The organism is Janthinobacterium glycogeni (genome assembly GCF_051380725.1).
In the GTDB taxonomy this organism is placed as follows: Bacteria; Pseudomonadota; Gammaproteobacteria; order Burkholderiales; family Burkholderiaceae_D; genus Janthinobacterium.
In genome coordinates this window covers 151,050-168,780 of the sequence record NZ_JBNYXP010000004.1, presented here as the reverse complement: position 1 = coordinate 168,780, position 17,731 = coordinate 151,050, and the positions used below count along the sequence as shown (strand labels likewise).

Genomic DNA, 17,731 nt, shown 5'->3' with positions numbered 1-17,731 from the left:
CTGCATTTCAATCCATCAACATCAGCGCGCCGGCTTCACCGGTTCGCGGTCGATCAGCACCGTGTTGACGCTGTCGGTCAGCCAGATCTGGCCATCCTGGATCGTGCATTGCAGCTGCATGCTGCGCTGCGCCAGCTTGCTCATGTCTTGCGCCGCCTCGGATGGCAGGTTGATCACGGTCAGGTTTTTTGCCCGTTCCAGCTTGTTGGCGATCTGCTTCCACCAGATGTGGCTGGTTGCGCCATAGCTGTAGACGATGACCTGTTCCGAACGGCCGCAGGCCTTCAGGATGCGTTTTTCGTCCGGCTGGCCCACTTCGATCCACAGCTGGATGGCGCCCGTCAAATCTTTCTGCCACAGATCGGGCTCTTCGGTATCGAACAGGCCCTTGGTGAAGGTCAGCGCCTCGTCGGCATGGATGGCAAACGCCAGCAGGCGCACCATCATGCGCTCGTCCGTTTCGGACGGGTGGCGCGCCAGGGTCAGCGCGTGATCCTGGTAGTAGTTGCGGTCCATGTCGGCGATCTGCAGATCGGCTTTGAAAATGGTTGCTTTGAGGGCCATCGTGTTTCTGTCTCGGTAAAGTAAATAGTGAAGTCGGTATCAGCGGAAAACCACGGTCTTGTCGCCATTTTTCAGGATGCGATGCTCGACGAACCATTTCACGGCGCGCGCCAGCACCACGCACTCGACGTCGCGGCCGATGGCCGTCAGCGTTTCCGCATCCATCGCATGGTCGACGCGCTCGACGTCCTGCTCGATGATCGGGCCTTCGTCCAGGTCGCCCGTGACGAAGTGGGCCGTCGCGCCGATCAGCTTGACGCCGCGGTGATGCGCCTGCGCATACGGCTTGGCGCCCTTGAAGCTGGGCAGGAAGGAGTGGTGGATATTGATGGCGCGGCCGTCGAGCGCCTGGCACAGGCCCGGCGACAGGATTTGCATGTAGCGCGCCAGGACCACCAGGTCGATCTTGTGCGACTCCATCAGCTCGATGATCTTCGCTTCCTGCGCCAGCTTGGCCGCTTCCGGCGCGCCGGCCGCCAGCGGCAGGTGGTGGAAGGGAATATTGTAGCTGGCCGCCAGCTGGTAGAACTCCATGTGGTTCGACACGATGGCGGGAATTTCCACGTTCAGCAAGCCGCTCTTGTAGCGGAACAGCAAATCGTTGAGGCAATGGCCGATCTTCGACACCATCAGCATGACGCGAGGCTTGACGCGCGCATCGTGCAATTGGCCATGGAAGGGGCCATTGAGCTGCATGGCTTGCGACAGGTCGGCGAAGTCGCCGCGCAACTGGGCGTCGCTGACGGCGCCGTCTTCCAGCGCGAAATGCACGCGCATGAAGAACAGCCGGGATTCCTGGTCGCCGAACTGGGCGGAATCGAGGATGTTGCAGCCGTGATCGGCCAGGAAGCCGGACACGCGGTGCACGATGCCGCGTTGGTCCAGGCAGGACAGGGTCAGGATGTATTCGGGATGCGTCATGGTCGCGGAAAAGGCAAAAAATTAGGGCTATGCTCGGCTCAGCCACGCGCGCCGGCCATCGGCTGCGCTGCCGCGAGCCGGCTATTGTCGCACGGCCGGGCCGGTAAGCCGGCATTTTCCACACAAACAGCATGGCTGCCAGCCGCAGCGAGCTAACTGGCGTTCATTTGATCTAACACAAGGTCATCGCGTTTTTGCGCCTGCCGAGCCCCATTCTCGCGCCAAACCGGTAACTGGCGTGGAACCTGGCACGCCATCCGGCGTCTATCTCTTTGCTTGTTTCACCATACGCCGCATCCGGTGCGCCGGGTGTTTTCTGGATCAGCTTTTCATTGAGGTAGAACATGTTCACAAACAGTATGTTTCCCAGTCTCAGCCCGGCCCTGAAGTCCCATCTCGAGGCCCAATGCAATTTCGCCACGGAACTATCGCGCAAGATGTTCGATACGGCGCAGCAATTGAGCGAGCTGCATCTGCGGCTGGCGCAAGACTTGCTGCAGGAGTGGAGCAACGCCAGCCAGCAACTGCTGGGCGCGCGCGACACGGGCGAGTTCATGTCGCTGGCCGCCAGCCAGTTGCAGCCAAGCAGCAACAAGCTGCAGCAATACCAGCAGCAGCTCGGCAATCTCGTCGCCAACGCCAATGTCGAGATGAACCGCACGGCAGAGAACCACCTGCCCGAAACGAGCCGCACGGCCGTGGCCTTCGCTGACGAAGTGGTGCGCAAGACGGCCGAGGAAACGGAAAAAGCCACGCAGCGCCAGCGTGAAATGATCGAAAAAATGCACGCCACGGGCCACCGCGACGGCGCGGGCCGCAGCCACGATACCGGCAGGCAATCCGATCAGGCGCATTGAGCGCCTGCACAAACCACTTGACCCCCACTTGACAGCAAGGAGAGCGACATGGCTAGCAATCAAGGTAATGAACAGGGCAAAGGCGCTGGCAGCAGCCAGAAAGCCGGCGAATCGGGCAGCGCCAAAGGCCCGGCCAAGCGCGGTTTCGCCGCCATGAACGAGGAGCAGCAACGCGAAATTGCCAGCAAGGGCGGCCAGGCAGCCCATCAAAAGGGCACGGCGCATGAATTCGACTCGGAAGAAGCACGCCGTGCCGGGCAGAAAGGCGGTGAAGCCGTCAGCCGCAACCGCGAACACATGGCGGAAATCGGCAGGAAAGGCGGCGAAAGCCGGCAATCGGCCCAGCGCGCCAATGAAAACCGCAGCAGCACGGCGGGACGCAGCGGCGGCAGCGGCCGGCAGGGCGGCAAGGACGAAGACGACAAGGGCTGACCGGGCTGGCGGGATTGGCCGGGCTGAGCGGCTTAGCCCGGCCACGCGCGGCTTGGCGCGGGAAGGCACAGGGCGGCCCTGGCGGCTCCGTGCAGGGGCTGGCGCAGCGCAGGGCGCGGCGGTATGGTACATTCTCGCCTTACCGATACCTCCGCGCCACGTCCCGCCCTTCCCCGCATGCAGCCATCCCTGAAATACCTGAGCGCCTATTCCGAACAAACGCAGGCACAAGTGCAGCAACTGATCGCGCAAGACAAGCTGGGCGAAGTGTTGTTAAAACGCTACCCGAACGCGCACGATGTGCGCAACGACAAGGCTTTATATCAGTATGTGCAGGACTTGAAGAATGAATTCCTGCGCAATGCCGACCCGATCAACAAGGTGGCGTTCGACAGCAAGATCCATGTGATCCAGCATGCGCTGGGCTTGCATACCTCGATCTCGCGCGTGCAGGGCGGCAAGCTCAAGGCAAAACATGAAATCCGCGTGGCGACCATGTTCAAGGAAGTGCCGCTGGAATTCCTGCGCATGATCGCTGTGCACGAACTGGCGCACGTCAAGGAAAAGCAGCACGACAAAGCCTTCTACAAGCTGTGCACATATATGGAACCGCAATACCACCAGTACGAATTCGACGTGCGCCTGTACCTGACCCAGCTCGACCTGGCAGGCCAGCGCCTGTGGTCGTAAAGGCTGGCGCCGGATGGCGTAAAAAAGCCGCCTGCAAAACAGGCGGCTTTTTACATGGCGACTGGCGCGCCGGCGTGGCCGGCGCCAGGTTCAGGTTCAGGTTCAGGCGGCGTTCTTGCGGCGAAGCATGAAGCCCAGCAGGCCCAAACCGCCCAGCAGCATGCCGTAGGTGGCCGGTTCCGGCACGGCGCTCACGCTGGCGGAGATATTGTCGACCTGGAAGGTACGGAAGGCGCCCTCTTTCCACGATGCCGACAGCAGATTGTCGAAGCCCGTGAAGTTGTAATTGCTGAAAGTATGGCTGCCGTTGAGGCTGAAGGTTTGCGTTACCGTGCCGCCACCCACCTGGTGGCCGACAAACGTGACGTCGAAGGAACCCGGCAAGCTCACGAAGTCGGCCAGGCTGATCGAGCTCAGCGAGAAAGCGCCACCGTCGGCACGCGACAGGGTCGTTGTCGACAGCGCTGTCGCCCCCAGGCCGGCCGAGCCGGCGTAGGCGAAGCTGCTTTGATGTGCCGAACTCAACAGACCCAGGAAACTGCTATCGAAATTGTAGCCGCCTTCGGAATAGGAGGGGAACAGGGAAGCGAAGTGGCCGGGTTGTTCCAGCGGATCGAAAGTGATCGTGGTGGTTTGCGCGTGGGCGCCGCCAGCGGCGAGGATGGCGGCGACAGCGGTCGCGCGCAAGAAGGTCATAGGTTTCAAAATAGCATCCTTTCGAGATGATGAAGTAGCGTGGTTGTGGCAACTTGAAATGGACCGGCACCTTTTTTGGGGAGTCTGTACAACGCTCGTCGGTGTCCGATATTCCTAACTTTTGAACCATGTCAGTAGACCACAGCCATACCTAAAAAGCATCTTCATTTTCAAAAAAACATGCCTTCACTGCAATTTTTTTGCCATATTTTTATTAATTAACTCATCAGGGCCGATCAATTTTCCCATGCGGAAATAAAAAAGCCATGCAGTGCGTACTGCATGGCCCTTTCAAGCGACAGGGAAAATAGTTGCCTGACGGCGGAAGCACGGCCAGACAAAAACGGCGTTACGGCGCACACTCCTTCAGGCGCTGCACCAGCGCGGCAGGATCGGCGTCGGCATTGAGGAACGCCGCGTGCTGCGGGCGAATGAAACCCTGCTCCTTGCCGTTTTGCACGAAAGCAATCAAGCCATCATAGAAACGGTCAACATTGAGCAGGCCGATAGGCTTGGCATGCAAGCCCAGCTGGGCCCATGTGAGCATCTCGAACAGTTCTTCCAGGGTGCCATAGCCGCCCGGCATGGCGATGAAGGCGTCGGACAGGCTGGCCATCATCGCCTTGCGCTCATGCATGTCCTTCACGATGAACTGGCGCGTCAAGCCCATGTGGCCCACTTCGCGCTCCACCAGCTGGGTGGGAATCACGCCCGTCACTTCGCCGCCCAGGCGCAGCACTTCATCGGCGATCACGCCCATCAGGCCCACCTTGCCGCCGCCATACACGAGCGAGATATTTTCCGCCACCAGCACGCGCGCCAGTTCGCGCGCCGCCACGGCATAGTCCGGCGAGACGCCCGCGTTGGCGCCACAATACACACATAAAGCCTTGATCACAGTATCCCTACCCTTTCAATTCATCGATCGCCGCCTCGACTTCGAGGCGTTCCTTGGCGTCCAGTGCCATGCACTCGGCCGCCTTTTCATACAGGGCCAGCGCTTCCGCCAGCTTTTTCTTTCCATCGAGCATATTCAATGCGCGCGCATATTCGCTGTGCGCCAGCGCCGAATATGGCGTCAGGGCCAGCGCCGTCTTGAAGTGCTGGTAGCCGTCTTCCTTGTTGGCGCCATAGGTCAGCCCCCCTATCATGGCGCCGACCTTGTCGATAATTTCCGTATGATAAATCCCAAACGCGATATGCGCTTCCGCATGCATGGGCGCCACCGTCATCGTGCGGTCCAGGCTGTTGCGCACGCGCGCGCCCATGCCTTGCGCCAGGGCCTTGACGACGGAAGTACCGAGCGCGTAGCGGCCCAGGCTGTAGGCATGCCAGTAGTAGCCGGCCGGATTGTCCGGCTGCTCGCTCTGCTGGCGCTCGCAGCGCTCGGCCACCTCCTCGTACATGTCGAGTTTCTGGCTGTCGTTGCCTTCCAGGTGCGTGGCGTAGATGCAGGTGGCCTTGTGCGCCACCGCATAGCCGGGCACGCCGACAGCCAGGCCCAGCTTCACGGCCCGCTCGAAGTCGCCCGCATGGAAGGCCAGCCAGGCTTGCACCAGCGCAGGGTGCGTGGGAAACGGTTCCACATCGCCCGCATGCAGGCGCGCCCAGGCCGCTTCCAGGGTCTGCGGCGTGTAGACATATGCTTCGTCCGGATAGGGGAATTGTTTCCAAGCCATATCTCTCTCCAGTGATGGACGACGTGGCGCCAGCAGCAGCGTCAGTCGTTCTTGAGTTTGGTCACATACTCTTCCGACAGTTTGCGAAACAGCAAATGCGTTTCATTGCGCAAATAGGGGCCGATCAGGGACAGCACCTGGTAGCAGCCGCGCGCCAGCGCATCGGACATCGATTGCTGCTCGCTGTACTTGCGCGGATTGCGCACGTATTCGTACGACAGCCAGTAGGTGGCGACGACGACCATATTCGTCGCCATGGCGGCCACTTCCATGTCCGACGCCTCGAGCGACTGTTCGCTGCGCAAATCTTCGCACAGCTGCGTGGCCACCTTGATCTTGTGCGCCAGGATCAGTTTGAAGTGCAATTCCAGCTTGCGGTTGCGCGACAACAAATCGTTGAGGTCGCGATAGAAAAAGCGGTAGCGCCAGATCAGTTCGAACATTAGGTGCAGATACAACCAGACATCCTCGATATTCGAGCGGCGCCCGTCGGGCACGGTCAGGATGCGTTCGATTTCCGCCTCGAACTGGACGAAGATCGAGTTGACGATGTCGTCCTTGTTACGGAAGTGGTAATACAGGTTTCCCGGCGAAATGTTCATCTCTTCCGCAATCACGGTCGTCGTGATATTCGGCTCACCAAACTCATTGAACAGGCGCAGCGACAACTCCAGGATGCGTTCGCGGGTACGGCGTGGTGCTTTTTGTAGCATGGCGGGCAATCTCTCTGTGTTCTGCCTCAAGCATACCACCTAAGATAGCTGTAATGAAACACTCCGCCCCCGGGCGCCAACGAAAAGCCAGGGCAAGAAAAAGCCTGCTCGCGCAGGCTGGAGAGATGCGGCACCGGCTCAGGCCGGCGATGCTTTTTTCTTCGCCGCCGGCCTGGCGGCGGGCTTGCTCACGGGCTTGACCGCGGTGCGCGGCGCCGCCTTGGCCGGCGTCTTGGCGGGCGTCTTGGCGGGCGTCTTGGCGGGCGTCTTGGCTGTCGTCTTGACCGGTGCCTTGACGACGGCCGCCTTCGGTGCCGCTTTCGGCGCCGCCTTTACCACGGGCTGGGCCGCAGCCTTCGGCTTGACCGCCGGAGCGGCCCTGGATGACAGCGCCGCTACCTGCACGCTCAAGGCATTGATCCTGGCGTGCAGCGCGGCGATATCGTTTTGCATGGGCACGCCGATGGTGGCCAGTGCGCGCGCCACGCGCTCCTCAAACACCTGTTCCAGCTTGTCCCAGGAACCGCTGGCCTGCTTGCCCACGCCATCGGCCAGTTTGCCGACGCTGCCGCTGACATCGGCCACCTTGTCTTCGGCGCGCTTCTGGAATTCCGTGCCTTCCTTCACCAGCCGGGAAAACACGCGTCCGCCCTCTTCCTGCGCCTTGGCGAAGGCGCCCAGGCCCGCTTGCCAGATCTGCTGCGCGGACGAGCGCACGGCGCTTGCCAATTCCGTGTCTTCCGCCAGTTCCTTCAATTTCTTTACCATCGCCAGCTCCCGTCATGTGAAAGGCCATGCCACTACATGGATGTTTTTATTCTAGAGAGCAAAACTAGAGACGGGAGTCTAATTCGATGGAAAGCTGCTGCTCACGGTGCGCCAGCGCACGCTGCGGCCGGCTGCTTGCGCGCAGCAAACGCCTAAGCCGCCGCTTTCACGGGGCCATGCAGCAGCTTGTGCAGGCGGAAGCCTTCGCGGATATTCTCGCGCAGCACGGCGCCTTTCCACGGCTTGGTGTAGAAGCGGTCGACGGCGCCGCGGTTGATGGCCGCCATGATGGGCGTCAGGTCGGCAAAGGCCGACAGCATGATGCGGAAAGTGTCGGGGCACAGGTGCTTGACCCGCTCCATGAATTCGGTGCCGCTCATGAGCGGCATGCACTGGTCGCACAGGATCACCTGCACCTTGTGGCGCGCCAGGATGTCGAAGCCCTCGGCCGCCGTCTGCGCCGTCAGGATGCGGTAGCCGTCCTGCGCCAGGAAGTCGCTGAGCACGTCGAGCATGAAGACATCGTCGTCGACGATCAGCAAGGTTTGCTGCTCTTCGCTGTCCGCATCCTGCGGCGCCTGCAGCTGCTGGCCTTTCATCAGCATCTGCTCGAATTCTTCCTGCGGCACGGGGCGGCTGAAATAATAGCCCTGCATCTCGTCGCAGCCGTGGCGCCGCAAATAAGCCAGCTGCGCATCGTTTTCCACGCCTTCGGCGATCACGTCCAGTTTCATGCTGTGCGCCATGCTGATGATGGCCAGCACGATGGCCGCGTCGTCCGGATTGCTCGTTACTTCGCGCACGAAGGCGATGTCGATCTTCAGCTTGTCGATGGGGAAGCGCTTCAGGTAGGCCAGGCTGGAATAGCCGGTGCCGAAATCATCGATGGAAATCTGGATGCCCAGCGCCTTCAGGTTGCGCAGCACGGAGATGGTTTCCTCGGCATTCGACATCAGCGAGCTTTCCGTCAACTCCAGTTCCAGCAGGTCGGGCGCGATATCGTACTTGCGGATGGCCTTGAGCACTTCCTCTTCCAGGCCGCCGACGAAGAACTGGATGCCCGACACGTTCACCGACAGGTGCACGGGGCCGATGCTGCTGGCGCCCCACTCGCTGATCTTCTTGCACGCCTCGTCGAGCACCCAGTTGCCGACGCGTACGATGAGACCCGTTTCTTCCAGCAGGGGGATGAACAGGGCCGGCGAGCCCATGCCCTGGCCGGGACGGCGCCAGCGTATCAGGGCTTCGGCGCCGCTGATGCGCCCCGAGATGATGTTCACCTTGGGCTGGAAGAACAGCACGAATTCCTCGTTGTCGATGGCGCGCCGCAAGGCGTTTTCCATGTCCAGCCGCGCCATCGATTGCGCATTCATTTCCGCCGTGAAGAAGCGGAAGGCGTCGCGCCCCGCTTCCTTGGCGCGGTACATGGCCGTGTCGGCGTATTGAATCAGGGTATCCGCATCGACCGCATCCTCGGGGAACACGGAAATGCCGATGCTGACCGTCACCGTCACCTCGTGGCCCTGCAAGTCGAAGGGCTTGCGCATCGCCTCGCGGATCTTGTCGACCACGCCCACGGCATGCTGGGCGCCTTCGGGCAGCAGCAGGATGGCGGCGAATTCGTCGCCGCCGAAGCGGCCGATGGTGTCGCGCACGCGCAGGCAATCGACGAGGCGGCTGGAAAACTGGCGCAGCAGGTCGTCGCCGATGGTGTGGCCCAGGGTATCGTTGATATTCTTGAAGCGGTCGACATCCATGAACAGCACGGCCACGGCCCACTGGTGTTCGGCCGCCTGGGCCAGCGAATGGGTCAGCGAGGCGAAAAACTGGCTGCGGTTCGGCAAGCCCGTCAAGGTATCGAAATGGGCCAGCTTCATCAGGCGCTGTTCGGCATCCTTGCGCTCGGTGATGTCGCGCGCCACGGCCACCAGGATCCAGCTCTGCCCCGAGCGCAGGGTGCGCCGCTGCACTTCCACCGACAGCGGCGAGCCATCCTTGCGCTGCAGCTGCAGTTCCGTCATCGGGCCGCCCTGGTCGCCGGCCAGCAGCTTGTTGTACAGCTCTTCGAGCTGGGATTCGCCCTCGTGCGCGCGGCCCGGCCCCACGCGCAGGAAATCCTCGCGCTCGAAACCAAGCATGCGGCAAGCCGTCTGGTTGACGTCGACGAAGCACATGCCGGCGCGGTCGACGAGGAAAATCGCGTCGGCCGTGGCATCCATCGCCAGGCGGAAGCGGCGCAAGTCCTCATCGAGACGGATGCGCGCCGCCATATCCAGGGTCAGCTGCTCGTGATGGCGCTTGATCTCGTCGTACAGCAGCAGGTTGTCGTAGGCGACGGCGATCTGCGCCGCCACCGTCGCGGCGACCCGCTCGTCGACTTCGGAAAATTCATGCGCCCCCAGCTTGTCGACCAGATACAGCCAGCCGTGGCTGCGTTCGCGCGAAGCGATGGCCACGCCCAGGAAGGAATGCACGGGCGGGTGCGTGTCGGGCAGGCCCAGCGCGCCGGGATCGCCCTTCAAGCCGTTGACCCGGTAGGGCTGGCGCTGTTCCAGCAAGCGGTTCAAAATGCCCGTGCGCGGCGCGCTGGCGATGCGCTCGAGGTTTTTCTCGGCGCCGCACGAGGAAAAATAGCTGAGCTTTTCGGCGCCCTCTTCCAGCACGCCGATGCAGGCGTACTTGGAGACGCAGATATTCTGCGCCACCTTGCAGCCCGCCTCGATCAGGGCGCGCGGATCGCGTTCGGCGCCCAGTTCGATGCCCAGTTCGATCAGGGCCGTCAGGCGCAGGCTGACCGCCTGCAGGCTCGACAGCGAGCGCGACAGGCGCTCCGTCATGACGCCCAGGTCCTCGGGAAGCGCGGCCTGGCCCTCGCGCTGGCTGGCCAGCTGCGAAATCTGCTGGCTGCTCGATTCGAGTTCGTCGAGGTAGCCGCTGACCTGATGCTCGATGCCGGCCAGCTTGCCCGTGGCGGGAAGCGCCGCTCCGCCGCCCGCGCCCGGCCCCGCCGCCACCTGGGCCGCCGGCATCAGCCCCAGCGCCTCGTTGACGGTGCGCACGATAACCTCGGGATCGGACGGTTTGGGCAGCACCCAGCGCACGCCGCACGCCTGCGCCAGCAGGATCGCTTCCTGCTCGCGGTAAGTGGCCGTATAAAAGATGATGGGCACGTCGGTCAGCGCGGGATCGGCGTGCACGCGCGTGACGAATTCGTAGCCGTCCATGTTCGGCATGAGGATGTCGGAGATGATCAGGTCCGGCCGCTCGGTGCGCAGGATTTCCAGCGCATCGGCGCCATTGGCCGCCTCCAGCAGACGGTGGCCGCCGTAGCCGAGCAGAGCGGTCAGGAACTCGCGGTTCAGCACATGATCATCGACGATCAGGATGGTGGCTATGTCGTTTTTAGCTGGCGTCGACGGCGCCCCGGGTAAAAAAGACTCCAGCTCCGCGACGAACAGGTCGGGCTCGATCGGTTTGCCGATGTAGCCATTGAAGCCCGCTTCGAGCAGGCGTTCGCGGTCGCCCACCATGGCCAGCGCCGTCACGGCCAAGGCAGGAATCTTGCGCAGCAGCGGGTCTTTCTTCAGCTCCGCCACGACGCCATAGCCGTCGAGCTTGGGCAAATGCACGTCGCAAATGATCAGGTCGGGCAATTCGCTGCGCGCCATGCGCACGCCCTCTTCGCCGTCATAGGCGGCCAGCGGCGTGTACCCGAAGGCGCGCAGCAAGTACACCATCAATTCCATATTGGTGGCGTTATCTTCGATAATCAGTATACGTGCGGACAATTAGCGCCCCCAATAAAAGCTGCATGGACTCATTTTCCGCCTGCGTTGATCTTTCCGCATGCGCGCCTACATAGCAATCCTACAATATCTTGCCATACATCCAGAGAAATATCTCGCGTCCGGACGCCTGCGGAACGGCGCAAGCGGCCTCATGAACAAATTTTCTCCGGCGATCTTCTGACGTTAGCTTAATACAGTACGCCAGTGGAAAACAGCACTTTCTGCCCCTTGCGCTGTTAAACAGCGGCAACAGCAGAGTCAAAAGAGACAGTCTTGCCATGCAGACAAAACACAACAGGACTCAGGCGAAATGGGGGACCGACGGGGGCTGGGCGACTTCGTTCTTGATAGTGATTTCTGCCAGCAGCCGGCGCAGCACGCGCGCGTCGCTGGCCAGCGCCACGTGGCCGATGCCGCCAAAGGCGAGATTGCGCGCGCCGGGCAGCTGCGCGGACGACTGCGGCACGACGATATTGTCGTGATGCGAATAGATCGACGTGATCAGCGCGCGCGTTTCCGGCGTCTCGCTGGCGGCCAGCTGCGCCAGCCAGCCGCTGGGCGCATCGTCGATGCGGCTCATCTGCCGCGCATTCGTCCCCGCCGCCAGGTTGGCCAGCGCCGTGCCGTGATGCGGCGTACCGATGGTGACGATGCGCGCCACGCGGGCCGCGCCGTAATGGCGCAGCCAGGCGCGCGCCACCAGGCCGCCCATGCTGTGGGCGACGATGATCACGCGGTCGCTGCCCGTGCGGGCGCAGAGCGCCTCGATCGCTTGCTCGACCTGCGGCACGAAGTCCTCGATATCGGCGCCTATCGGCTCCAGGTCGATGCCGTCGTGCGCGATGCCCGCCTGCGCCAGCTGCCGGCTCAGCTTTGTCCAGTAGCCCCGGTTGCACACATAGCCGTGCACCAGCAGCACCGGCAGACCCTGGCCAGCGATGGTGTCGGCCGCATGCAGGCGCGGGCGCAGCATGCCCCACGACGAGGTCCACAGCGTGGCGCGCAGCTCGCCGAAAAACAGGCGCGCGGCGCCCCCGGCACCCAATTGGTATTCCGCCGGCACGGGGCTGCCCAGTCGCCGGCTCTGCCAGAAATTGCGCGCCACGATCAGCGCGCGAACAGCCAGCAGCATGGCGCCCGCCAGCAGCAGGGCCATGGCGGGCGAGGCGACGCCCCACGCCTGCATGGCCAGGTACGCCAACCCCAGCACGGCCAGCACTTGCAGCAGCAGCAGCCACCTGAGAATGCGCGCGATCATGCCGAGCCTGCGACGGGAACGGGCGCGGGCTTGCCCGTCAGCTCCTGCGCCAGGCCGCTGGCCAGGCGCGCGGCCAGCGCATAAATCGTCAGTTGCGGATTGGCGCCGATCGAGGTGGGGAACAGCGCGCCGTCGTGCACGGACAGGTTGCGCACGCCGTGATAGCGGCCATCCGCGCCCGTCACGCCCAGGCGCGCATCGTCCGACATGGCGCAGCCGCCCATCACGTGGGCCGACACCACGCGCGCCAGCAGCGCCTTCATCGGCAAGGCGTCGATGGCTTGCTTCGCCTGCGCCCAGCTCGTGTAGTGGCTGGCCAGCTCATGCACGGGATACACGCTGCGCGCGCCGGCGGCGAACTGGATTTCCGCCATCGACAGCAGCGCGCGCCGCACGCCATCCCAGATGAAAGGCGTGAGCGGATAGTCGAGCACGGGCGCGCCGAAGCTGTCGATGGAGACGCTGCCGCCGGCCGCCTCATGGTGAAATCCGTCGCGCAGCAAGGCCAGCAAGGCGTGCGCATGGGGAAATTCGCGCATGGTGCGCGCATGCTCGTCGCCGAAGCCGCCCATGGTGGTGGCCATCAGCAGCGGGTGCAAAGGCGGTGCTTCGAGCTTGTAGCCGATGGGGCCGTCGATGGGCGCCGTGTGCAGGAAATGGTCGGAATAAATCGTCTGCGGCGCACCCGCATAGGCGTCGACGCGCTGCGTAAACAGGCCTGCCGACACCACGGTCGGATGCAGAAAGGTGCGCCGGCCCAGCAAGCCGTGCGGGTCGGGCGCCTGCGAGCGCAGCAGCAGCGCCGGCGAATTGATGGCGCCGCCGGCCAGCACAAAGTGTTTGGCGCGCAGCGTCAGGCGCACACCCGTGGGCGCCTGCCCGGCCGCGTCGAGCGCCGTCACCTGCAGGCTGTCGACGCGCTCGCCCTTGAAGCTGAAACGTTCGGCGCGCGCATGCACGAGCAGGCCCGCGCCCAGCGCCAGCGCCGACGGGATGGTCGTCACCAGCATCGACTGCTTGGCGTTCGTCGGGCAACCCATGCCGCAGTAGCCGAGATTCCAGCAGCCGTTCACGTTGCGCCGGATGGCGGCAGTCGGAATCCCCAGCGCCGCGGCGCCACGGCGCAATAAATCGTTGTTTTCGTTGGGCGGCGCGGCCCAGTCGCTCACGTGCAGGCGCTTCTCCATCATGGCGAACCACGGCGCCATGGTGTCGACGGCATAGCCGGACAAGCCAAAATGCAGGCGCCAGTATTCGAGGGTGCCGGGCGGCGTGCGAAAACTCGAGGTCCAGTTGACGGTGGTCGAGCCGCCCACCGTGCGGCCCTGCAAAATGTTGATGGCCTTGTCGCGCGTCTTGCGCGCGGCCGATTCCTGGTACAGCGCGGGATAAGCCTGCGCTTCGCGCATCTTGAAATCGCGCGAGGACTTCAAGCCGCCCTCCTCGACGATCAGGACCTTCAGGCCGGCCAGCGCGAGGATTTCCGCCGTCACGCCGCCGCCGGCGCCGCTGCCGATGACGACGACATCGGCTTCGAAGCTGCGGTCGGTGCTCAGGCTGCTGGCGTCGATGACGTTCCAGCCTTTGGCCACGCCGATGGCGATGGGGTCAGGAATGGGGGATGTGCTCATGGATGCCTTATGCGCTCAGTTCGGGCAGCGGTCCCGGATAGCCGATGTCGGACCAGTGGGCGGCATCGGCGTACCAGGCACCGAGGATCAGATCATGCAGGGCCAGGTAGGCCGTCTGCAGGGTGGCCAGGCGGTGCGTGCGCCACGCCTGCAGAAAGGCGGCCACCTGGGCCGGATCGGCTTCGCGCCAGCCACCTGTTACGCCGGCGACAAAGCGCCGCGCGGGCGCCAGCGCCAGCAGGCCGAACAAATCCTGCACTTCCTGCTGCGCCGCCAGCGGCAAGCCATGGATGGCCGTGGCCACGCCGGCGATGGCGCCGTCCAGCGCCGCGGCCCGCGCGCCCGTATCGCCCGTATCTTGCGGCAGCGCGCTGCCCAGCATGGCCGGCACGATGGCCGCCAGCGCCGCGCGCGCTTCGCCGTCGAGCACGAAACGGCCAGGGGGCGCCGGTCCGCGCACGAGCCGGTAGGCGGCGCCGCCGGCGGCCAGCGCACAGGCGCCGAGCAAGCCCAGTTTCAGAAACGATCTGCGTCGCATCTGCATGTCTCCATTGCCATGTCTCCCCTTGTTGTGTACGGCCTTTTGCAAGCCAGTGTACGCCAAAGGCAGCGGGCGTTTGAACGCAAAAACTAGAGCGGCGCGTCTAGTTTGCGCGACTGTAAGCACAGCGGCAGCATGGCCAGCACTGCCGCCAGCGCCCCGCCGATGGCGATGCCGGGCAAGCCAAACGCGACGATCAGCACGCCGCCCAGCGCGCCGCCGGCAGCCGTGCCCGCATTGAAGGCGGCGATATTCAAGCCCGCCGCCACCGCATCGCTGCCCGGGCAATGCCGCTGCGCCAGACGAAGCAAGCGCATGGTCGACAGGGTGACGAGGGCGAAGAACAGCAAGCCCAGGGAGCCGCACAGGGCCAGCATGGCCAGGGGATGCGTGCGCAGCGCATAAAACCCCAGCAGGTTGAGCGCCAGCGCGGCCAGGGCCAGCACGGTGAAGCGCAGCGCGTGGGGACGATCCGCGCACCAGCCGCCCAGCAGGTTGCCGCCGATGGCGCACACGCCAAAGCACAGCATGGCGGCGCTGAGCCAGCCCGCATCGAGCCCGCCCAGCTGCAGCAGGAAGGGCGAGACATACGTGAAAAAACTGAAGGTGGCCACGCTGACCAGCGCCGCCACGCCGGCCGCCAGCAGCAGGGGTAGCTGCAGGATGGCGCGCAGGCTGGCCAGCGCCGACGTGGCAGCCAGCTGCTGGCGCGCGGCCGGCATGGCGCAGCGCAAGCCGGCACCGCCGCACAGGGCCAGCACGCCGATGGCCGTAAATACCCAGCGCCACGACGAGACGGCGCCCAGCCACGTCCCCAGCGGCACGCCGCACGCCAGCGCCAGGGTCAGGCCCAGCCAGACGACGGACAGCGCCCGTCCCGCGCGGGACGGGTCGACCAGGCTGGTGGCCGCATGCGAGGCGACGGCCATGAACACGCCATGCGCGAGGCCCACGGCAAAACGCACACCGAGCAGCGCGCCCAACGCCGGCGCGGCCGCCATGGCCATGCTGCCGGCCGCCAGCACGAGCATGGTGGCCACCAGCACCTGGCGCGTGGGCCGGCGCGCCAGCAGGGCCGTCAGGATGGGCGCGCCGATGGCCGCGCCCAGCGCATACGCGGCGATGGCGCCGCCGGCCGCCGCCACGCTGGCGTGCAAGTCGCGCGCCATGGGGCTCAACAGGCCGGCGGCGATGAATTCAGACAAGCCAAAGGCAAAACTGCACAGGGAAAGCAGATAAATGGCGGATGGCAGCGTGGCGGACGGCAGCACTGCGCGCGAGGACATGGTGGACATGGCAGTTCCTGACAATCAAAAACGCCATGCTGCCCCCTGCACCACCATCTGTAAAATATCTTATTTATCTTGAAACGAGACGTTTAACGTCTCACTGAGCGGCAGACCGCCGCAGCTGCACCAGCAGCCGTTCTCGCACGGCGGAGGTGCGCCGCGGGTCCCATGCCATGTACAGGTCGAGCTGGCGCAATGCCTCGGGCGCGCTGCTTGCCAGCGGCAGCATGACGACGCCCGCTGGCGCGCAAGCGCCCAGGCTGGCCGGCAGCAGGGCCGCGCCAAAACCGGCCGCCACCAGTCCCAGCACTGTTTGCAGCCGGCGCGCCTGCTGCACCACGCGCGGCACGAAACCCGCATGCAGGCACAGGCTGGCCAGCTGGTCGTGGAAGCCCTGGCCCAGCTCGCGCGGCGAGGCGACGAAATCGTCACCGGCCAGGTCCGCCAGGCCCACGCGCGCCTGCCCCGCGCAGCGGTGGTTCGACGGCAGCGCAACAAGGATGTCTTCGCCCGACAGGCGCTCGAAGCGCAGGCCCGGCGTGCTGCGGCCGGGCGCGCGCAGCAGGGCGATATCGACCTCGCCCCGCTCCAGCCACTCGACCTGCTGCTGCGTCGACGCTTCGCGCAAGGTGAATTGCACGGCGGGCGAAGCGGCGCGGAAGGCGCGCAAGGCGTCCAGCACGTGGACGTACGGCGTGATGTGGATAAAACTGAGGCGCAAGTGCCCTTCGATGCCCTGCGCCACGCGGCGCGTGGCGGCCACGCCCTCTTCCAGGCTGGCCAGCACCTGGCGCGCCGCGGCCAGGAAAGCATCCCCCGCCGGCGTCAGGCTGACCTTGCGGTTCGTGCGCTCGAATACGGGGTAGCCGAGCGCCTCTTCCAGCCGCAATATCGCCTGCGACAACGGCGGCTGCGCCATGTGCAGCCGTTCGGCCGCGCGCCGGAAATTGAGTTCCTCGGCGACGGCGATGAACTGGCGCAGCAGCCGGGTCTCGATCATGGGCCTTTTTTGACGACCGCCAGGATATGCCGCGCGATGCCGCGCAGGATGTTGACTTCTTCCGTTTCCAGCCCCGTGCGCGAAAACAGGCGTTTCAACCTTGGCATGAGCTTTTTCGGATTGTCCGCGTCGAGGAAGTCGATGGCGACCAGCGCCTGTTCCAGGTGCGCATACATGCCGTCGACCTGCGCCAGGCTGGCCGCGTCGCCGTGGAAACCGACGGGACTGGCGATTTGCCCATCGCCGAGGGCCGCCACGCGACATTCGTAGGCGACGACCTGCGCCGCCTGCGACAGGTTCAGCGAGGAATACTCGGGATTGGCGGGAATGTTGATCAGCACATTGCACTGCTCGACGATCTCGTTGGGCAAGCCGAAACGCTCGTTGCCGAAAATGACAGCCGCATGCAGGTCTGCGCTGGCGGCCAGCTGCGCGGCGATGGCGCGCGGGGCCGTGACGGGCGGCGAGAATTCGCGCAGGCGCGCCGACACGGCGGCCGCGTAATTGCAGCCTTCGAGCGCCTCGGCGATCGAGCCGACGATGCGCGCGCCGGACAAAATATCCTGCGCGCCGCTGGCGAAGGCCACCGCTTCCGCATCCGTCAAGGCATCGGGAAAACGGGGGTTGACCAGCACCAGATCGGAAAAACCCATCGTTTTCATGGCGCGCGCGACGGCGCCAATGTTGCCAGGACGACTAGTTTCGACAAGAATAAATCGCAGGCGGTTGAAAAGAGACGTGTTGATTTCGGGCAGATTCATTTAAAATAGCGCTATTGCGCGGTATCGATACAGGAAATTTCGGGAAACGGAGTCACACAACGCTGACTCCAGGCCGGGATTTTAACCACTTCGGCACCGCTCCGCTCTTTAATTCATTCTTGCACTCTATCGTACCGGCGCCG

Annotated in this window: 17 protein-coding genes; 3 read left to right on the top strand and 14 right to left on the bottom strand. The window is 64.1% G+C overall.

The window, feature by feature from the left end:
• Positions 1-21: 21 nt before the first annotated feature.
• Together ACQ4W4_RS11670 and purU are read right to left on the bottom strand one after the other, a co-directional pair.
• A complete protein-coding gene (locus tag ACQ4W4_RS11670) occupies positions 22-564 on the bottom strand; it encodes a YaeQ family protein (RefSeq protein WP_034786185.1) in 543 nt (180 codons plus the stop codon).
• Positions 565-603: 39 nt separating this feature from the next.
• Positions 604-1,485 carry a formyltetrahydrofolate deformylase gene (purU, locus tag ACQ4W4_RS11665; RefSeq protein ID WP_436542148.1) on the bottom strand — a complete coding sequence of 294 codons (882 nt, stop codon included), beginning with the start codon at positions 1,483-1,485 and terminating at the stop codon, positions 604-606.
• Between the two features lie 344 nt (positions 1,486-1,829).
• Here purU and ACQ4W4_RS11660 point away from each other — a divergent pair, with 344 nt between their 5' ends.
• The 3 genes from ACQ4W4_RS11660 (at position 1,830) to ACQ4W4_RS11650 (ending at position 3,464) form a co-directional block, all read left to right on the top strand.
• Positions 1,830-2,342: a phasin family protein gene (locus ACQ4W4_RS11660; protein ID WP_436542147.1), complete on the top strand. Its 513-nt coding sequence runs from the start codon at positions 1,830-1,832 to the stop codon at positions 2,340-2,342.
• A gap of 48 nt (positions 2,343-2,390) precedes the next feature.
• Positions 2,391-2,774 (top strand): KGG domain-containing protein, encoded by a 384-nt coding sequence (locus ACQ4W4_RS11655; RefSeq protein WP_436542146.1) that lies wholly within the window; start codon positions 2,391-2,393, stop codon positions 2,772-2,774.
• 177 nt (positions 2,775-2,951) lie between these two features.
• Entirely contained in the window at positions 2,952-3,464 is a 513-nt protein-coding gene (locus ACQ4W4_RS11650) for a YgjP-like metallopeptidase domain-containing protein (protein ID WP_436542350.1), read from the top strand.
• Between the two features lie 102 nt (positions 3,465-3,566).
• Here the strand turns inward: ACQ4W4_RS11650 and ACQ4W4_RS11645 are convergent, their stop codons facing one another.
• The 12 genes from ACQ4W4_RS11645 to ACQ4W4_RS11590 all read right to left on the bottom strand — a co-directional run bounded on the left by ACQ4W4_RS11645 (position 3,567) and on the right by ACQ4W4_RS11590 (position 17,588).
• Positions 3,567-4,160: a PEP-CTERM sorting domain-containing protein gene (locus ACQ4W4_RS11645; protein WP_436542349.1), complete on the bottom strand. Its 594-nt coding sequence runs from the start codon at positions 4,158-4,160 to the stop codon at positions 3,567-3,569.
• Between the two features lie 349 nt (positions 4,161-4,509).
• Entirely contained in the window at positions 4,510-5,055 is a 546-nt protein-coding gene (locus tag ACQ4W4_RS11640) for an LOG family protein (protein ID WP_046682536.1), read from the bottom strand.
• A gap of 10 nt (positions 5,056-5,065) precedes the next feature.
• Positions 5,066-5,839 (bottom strand): tetratricopeptide repeat protein, encoded by a 774-nt coding sequence (locus tag ACQ4W4_RS11635; RefSeq protein ID WP_436542145.1) that lies wholly within the window; start codon positions 5,837-5,839, stop codon positions 5,066-5,068.
• 41 nt (positions 5,840-5,880) lie between these two features.
• Complete coding sequence (locus ACQ4W4_RS11630) at positions 5,881-6,552, bottom strand: TetR/AcrR family transcriptional regulator (protein ID WP_034758777.1); 672 nt, start codon at positions 6,550-6,552, stop codon at positions 5,881-5,883.
• A 138-nt stretch (positions 6,553-6,690) separates the two neighbouring features.
• Positions 6,691-7,320, bottom strand: coding sequence for a phasin family protein (locus ACQ4W4_RS11625; RefSeq protein ID WP_436542144.1), 630 nt, complete (start codon positions 7,318-7,320; stop codon positions 6,691-6,693).
• Positions 7,321-7,472: 152 nt separating this feature from the next.
• Positions 7,473-11,108 (bottom strand): EAL domain-containing protein, encoded by a 3,636-nt coding sequence (locus ACQ4W4_RS11620; protein WP_436542143.1) that lies wholly within the window; start codon positions 11,106-11,108, stop codon positions 7,473-7,475.
• 301 nt (positions 11,109-11,409) lie between these two features.
• Complete coding sequence (locus tag ACQ4W4_RS11615; RefSeq protein WP_436542142.1) at positions 11,410-12,366, bottom strand: alpha/beta hydrolase; 957 nt, start codon at positions 12,364-12,366, stop codon at positions 11,410-11,412.
• Complete coding sequence (locus tag ACQ4W4_RS11610) at positions 12,363-13,997, bottom strand: GMC family oxidoreductase (protein ID WP_436542141.1); 1,635 nt, start codon at positions 13,995-13,997, stop codon at positions 12,363-12,365. The genes ACQ4W4_RS11615 and ACQ4W4_RS11610 overlap by 4 nt, the downstream gene beginning before the upstream one ends.
• A gap of 7 nt (positions 13,998-14,004) precedes the next feature.
• Positions 14,005-14,541, bottom strand: coding sequence for a hypothetical protein (locus ACQ4W4_RS11605; protein ID WP_436542140.1), 537 nt, complete (start codon positions 14,539-14,541; stop codon positions 14,005-14,007).
• A gap of 86 nt (positions 14,542-14,627) precedes the next feature.
• Complete coding sequence (locus ACQ4W4_RS11600) at positions 14,628-15,833, bottom strand: MFS transporter (RefSeq protein ID WP_436542139.1); 1,206 nt, start codon at positions 15,831-15,833, stop codon at positions 14,628-14,630.
• Between the two features lie 91 nt (positions 15,834-15,924).
• A complete protein-coding gene (locus ACQ4W4_RS11595) occupies positions 15,925-16,827 on the bottom strand; it encodes a LysR substrate-binding domain-containing protein (RefSeq protein WP_436542138.1) in 903 nt (300 codons plus the stop codon).
• Positions 16,824-17,588, bottom strand: a complete 765-nt coding sequence (locus ACQ4W4_RS11590; protein ID WP_436542137.1) for an RNA methyltransferase — start codon at positions 17,586-17,588, stop codon at positions 16,824-16,826. The genes ACQ4W4_RS11595 and ACQ4W4_RS11590 overlap by 4 nt, the downstream gene beginning before the upstream one ends.
• Positions 17,589-17,731: the final 143 nt, after the last annotated feature.

Coding starts and splice junctions, on each gene's coding strand:
- ACQ4W4_RS11670 (WP_034786185.1), bottom strand. CDS start 564: ATGGCCCTCAAAGCAACCATTTTCAAAGCCGATCTGCAGATCGCCGAC.
- purU (WP_436542148.1), bottom strand. CDS start 1,485: ATGACGCATCCCGAATACATCCTGACCCTGTCCTGCCTGGACCAACGC.
- ACQ4W4_RS11660 (WP_436542147.1), top strand. CDS start 1,830: ATGTTCACAAACAGTATGTTTCCCAGTCTCAGCCCGGCCCTGAAGTCC.
- ACQ4W4_RS11655 (WP_436542146.1), top strand. CDS start 2,391: ATGGCTAGCAATCAAGGTAATGAACAGGGCAAAGGCGCTGGCAGCAGC.
- ACQ4W4_RS11650 (WP_436542350.1), top strand. CDS start 2,952: ATGCAGCCATCCCTGAAATACCTGAGCGCCTATTCCGAACAAACGCAG.
- ACQ4W4_RS11645 (WP_436542349.1), bottom strand. CDS start 4,160: ATGACCTTCTTGCGCGCGACCGCTGTCGCCGCCATCCTCGCCGCTGGC.
- ACQ4W4_RS11635 (WP_436542145.1), bottom strand. CDS start 5,839: ATGGCTTGGAAACAATTCCCCTATCCGGACGAAGCATATGTCTACACG.
- ACQ4W4_RS11630 (WP_034758777.1), bottom strand. CDS start 6,552: ATGCTACAAAAAGCACCACGCCGTACCCGCGAACGCATCCTGGAGTTG.
- ACQ4W4_RS11625 (WP_436542144.1), bottom strand. CDS start 7,320: ATGGTAAAGAAATTGAAGGAACTGGCGGAAGACACGGAATTGGCAAGC.
- ACQ4W4_RS11615 (WP_436542142.1), bottom strand. CDS start 12,366: ATGATCGCGCGCATTCTCAGGTGGCTGCTGCTGCTGCAAGTGCTGGCC.
- ACQ4W4_RS11610 (WP_436542141.1), bottom strand. CDS start 13,997: ATGAGCACATCCCCCATTCCTGACCCCATCGCCATCGGCGTGGCCAAA.
- ACQ4W4_RS11605 (WP_436542140.1), bottom strand. CDS start 14,541: ATGCAGATGCGACGCAGATCGTTTCTGAAACTGGGCTTGCTCGGCGCC.
- ACQ4W4_RS11600 (WP_436542139.1), bottom strand. CDS start 15,833: ATGTCCACCATGTCCTCGCGCGCAGTGCTGCCGTCCGCCACGCTGCCA.
- ACQ4W4_RS11595 (WP_436542138.1), bottom strand. CDS start 16,827: ATGATCGAGACCCGGCTGCTGCGCCAGTTCATCGCCGTCGCCGAGGAA.
- ACQ4W4_RS11590 (WP_436542137.1), bottom strand. CDS start 17,588: ATGAATCTGCCCGAAATCAACACGTCTCTTTTCAACCGCCTGCGATTT.